This window comes from Pseudoalteromonas sp. MIP2626, from assembly GCF_013414205.1.
Lineage (GTDB): Bacteria > Pseudomonadota > Gammaproteobacteria > Enterobacterales > Alteromonadaceae > Pseudoalteromonas > Pseudoalteromonas nigrifaciens.
On record NZ_JAATTW010000092.1, the window covers coordinates 1 to 3,133 of the forward strand.

At 39.8% G+C, this 3,133-nt stretch carries 10 tRNA genes; 6 read left to right on the forward strand and 4 right to left on the reverse strand.

Annotated features, from left to right (window positions below):
• Window position 1 precedes the first annotated feature (1 nt).
• The 4 genes from HC000_RS17995 to HC000_RS18010 all read right to left on the reverse strand — a co-directional run bounded on the left by HC000_RS17995 (window position 2) and on the right by HC000_RS18010 (window position 664).
• Window positions 2-77, reverse strand: a tRNA-Glu gene (locus HC000_RS17995).
• Window positions 78-255: 178 nt separating this feature from the next.
• Window positions 256-331: transfer RNA gene (locus HC000_RS18000), tRNA-Glu, on the reverse strand.
• A 144-nt stretch (window positions 332-475) separates the two neighbouring features.
• Window positions 476-551: transfer RNA gene (locus tag HC000_RS18005), tRNA-Glu, on the reverse strand.
• A gap of 37 nt (window positions 552-588) precedes the next feature.
• A tRNA-Ala gene (locus tag HC000_RS18010) sits at window positions 589-664 on the reverse strand.
• A gap of 731 nt (window positions 665-1,395) precedes the next feature.
• On the opposite strand from HC000_RS18010, the gene HC000_RS18015 reads away from it, so the two are divergent.
• The 6 genes from HC000_RS18015 (at window position 1,396) to HC000_RS18040 (ending at window position 2,425) form a co-directional block, all read left to right on the forward strand.
• A tRNA-Val gene (locus HC000_RS18015) sits at window positions 1,396-1,471 on the forward strand.
• A gap of 152 nt (window positions 1,472-1,623) precedes the next feature.
• Window positions 1,624-1,699: transfer RNA gene (locus HC000_RS18020), tRNA-Val, on the forward strand.
• Window positions 1,700-1,857: 158 nt separating this feature from the next.
• Window positions 1,858-1,933 (forward strand) — tRNA-Val (locus HC000_RS18025).
• Window positions 1,934-2,085: 152 nt separating this feature from the next.
• Window positions 2,086-2,161 (forward strand) — tRNA-Val (locus tag HC000_RS18030).
• Window positions 2,162-2,217: 56 nt separating this feature from the next.
• Window positions 2,218-2,293 (forward strand) — tRNA-Val (locus HC000_RS18035).
• A 56-nt stretch (window positions 2,294-2,349) separates the two neighbouring features.
• A tRNA-Val gene (locus HC000_RS18040) sits at window positions 2,350-2,425 on the forward strand.
• The last annotated feature ends 708 nt before the right edge of the window (window positions 2,426-3,133 follow it).

A 3,133-nucleotide genomic window follows, 5' to 3' on the forward strand; every position in this document is an offset into this window, starting at 1 on the left:
GTGGCGTCCCCAAGGGGATTCGAACCCCTGTTACCGCCGTGAAAGGGCGGTGTCCTAGGCCTCTAGACGATGGGGACGCAGAAATTGGTTTGCAAATCATTGATTTGCTATTTCTGTGTAAGATGAGACCGAGCCTGTGAGGCGAATGGCATTATCTTCTCAGAAACATTTTCTGTGTCACTAGGACAACTGAATTTTTAGACTCGTTTCAGGCGAGCTTTCTTAATAACACTGCACTGACTATTAAATAGTAAGTGGCGTCCCCAAGGGGATTCGAACCCCTGTTACCGCCGTGAAAGGGCGGTGTCCTAGGCCTCTAGACGATGGGGACACATAAATGTATCACTAGGACAGTTGATTAGTTTAACTCACATCCTGAGTTTTAAGGTAATTGCGTTTAATACAAGTAAAGACTCGAGCTTTAATTGTGACGCTATTTTCTCGGTAAAACCGCCTTTAACTAATTAAAGCTAAGTGGCGTCCCCAAGGGGATTCGAACCCCTGTTACCGCCGTGAAAGGGCGGTGTCCTAGGCCTCTAGACGATGGGGACACAGAAAACTGCTACCCTAGGACAAACACTAATAAGTTGGTGGAGCTATGCGGGATCGAACCGCAGACCTCTTCACTGCCAGCGAAGCGCTCTCCCAGCTGAGCTATAGCCCCAACTTATTTACACACGCTGTGATAAACACGTCGTGTATTGCTTAGTGCGGGGCGCATTCTATGCACCACCCAAAATAAAGTCAACAGTTTTTTGTTCTGCTTTATTTAAATGGTTTATTTTTCAACAAACTGGCTACCAAGCAGGCTAAAAAGGACAATTTACAGTAAATTAGCTCCTTGAGCGTATTATAAATTATGGCTGGATGATTAGATAACCCCTGCTCTACTTGTTTTAATTTTTATTGAACATAGAAAAGGTATACATTTATATGCAAATTCAACTTGGCATATTTAGTTCATCGTTCAATAGCGTATTCTTACTTTATGCCTTGGCATAACAACCACTTTACACACTATTAGATCGCGTTGGTTTTTGCAGATTAAAATTACTTTAATTTAAAGGCGATTTAATAACATCTAAATTTGTAAGATAAATGATTACTTTATTAAGCTGCGCTTTATGATCAATAAAAGCACATAGCAACTAAGTTAAAATAGATTGGCTTATTACTTTCTTGATTTTCGATATTAACTATCTAAGCCTAAACAGATAATACGGCGTTTATTTAAACAACAAACATTGATTTGTCGATAAAACAAACTCCAAACATTACTTGTTGTTTATAAAACCCCCACTCAGCACATTTTTATCATTCAAGTGTTGACACATTTACAACTCTATCTATAATAGCGCCCCACAACAACGCAGCATTGTGTTGTTGTTTAGATGTGGGTGATTAGCTCAGTTGGGAGAGCATCGCCCTTACAAGGCGAGGGTCACTGGTTCAAGCCCAGTATCACCCACCACTTTTTAAAATGGTGCATATTACAAAAATCTAAATGGGTGATTAGCTCAGTTAGAAAAAAGAGAGCATCGCCGCTATTTACAAGTAAAGGCAGTGTTCACTGGTTAAAGTCCAGTACTATTTATTTTAATAGTAGCGTTTTAATTTATATGTGGGTGATTAGCTCAGTTGGGAGAGCATCGCCCTTACAAGGCGAGGGTCACTGGTTCAAGTCCAGTATCACCCACCACATATAAAACCTATGATTATATAATAGTCTCGTTTTAAAATTGTAATATGGGTCGTTAGCTCAGTTACAAAAAGAGAGCATCACCGCTACTTACAAGTAATGGCGAAGTTCACTGGTTAAAGTCCAGTACTATCTATATAGGTAGTAGCATGTAATATGGGTCGTTAGCTCAGTTGGGAGAGCATCGCCCTTACAAGGCGAGGGTCACTGGTTCAAGTCCAGTACGACCCACCACTATTTACAGTGGTGCATATTACAAAAATCTAAATGGGTGATTCGCTCAGTTAGAAAAAAGAGAGCATCGCCGCTATTTACAAGTAAAGGCAGTGTTCACTGGTTAAAGTCCAGTGTTAACTATCTTGATAGTAGCGTAATAATGTATATTTGGGTGATTAGCTCAGTTGGGAGAGCATCGCCCTTACAAGGCGAGGGTCACTGGTTCAAGTCCAGTATCACCCACCAAATTACAGTTTAAATGTTTAAAGCATTTAATTAAGCGTTATACCTATTTTATATGTGGGTGATTAGCTCAGTTGGGAGAGCATCGCCCTTACAAGGCGAGGGTCACTGGTTCAAGTCCAGTATCACCCACCAAATTACAGTTTAAATGTTTAAAGCATTTAATTAAGCGTTATACCTATTTTATATGTGGGTGATTAGCTCAGTTGGGAGAGCATCGCCCTTACAAGGCGAGGGTCACTGGTTCAAGTCCAGTATCACCCACCACATATAAACACTTCTTAATATCTCCATAAAATACTAAAATAATATATAAGTCCTTTTGGGCAGTTAGCTCAATTGAAAGAAAAAGAGCATCGCCGCCCTTTATAACGAATGGCGAGGGTCACTGGTTCAAGTCCAGTATCACCCACCACATATAAACACTTCTTAATATCTCCATAAAATACTAAAATAATATATAAGTCCTTTTGGGCAGTTAGCTCAATTGAAAGAAAAAGAGCATCGCCGCCCTTTATAACGAATGGCGAGGGTCACTGGTTCAAGTCCAGTATCACCCACCACATATAAACACTTCTTAATATCTCCATAAAATACTAAAATAATATATAAGTCCTTTTGGGCAGTTAGCTCAATTGAAAGAAAAAGAGCATCGCCGCCCTTTATAACGAATGGCGAGGGTCACTGGTTCAAGTCCAGTATCACCCACCACATATAAACACTTCTTAATATCTCCATAAAATACTAAAATAATATATAAGTCCTTTTGGGCAGTTAGCTCAATTGAAAGAAAAAGAGCATCGCCGCCCTTTATAACGAATGGCGAGGGTCACTGGTTCAAGTCCAGTATCACCCACCACATATAAACACTTCTTAATATCTCCATAAAATACTAAAATAACCTGAGATCTGCTTAAGCGATAACTAGTGCGTTGAGCTCTACGTCAGTTAAATTAAGGTGTGGCTTATTTTCTT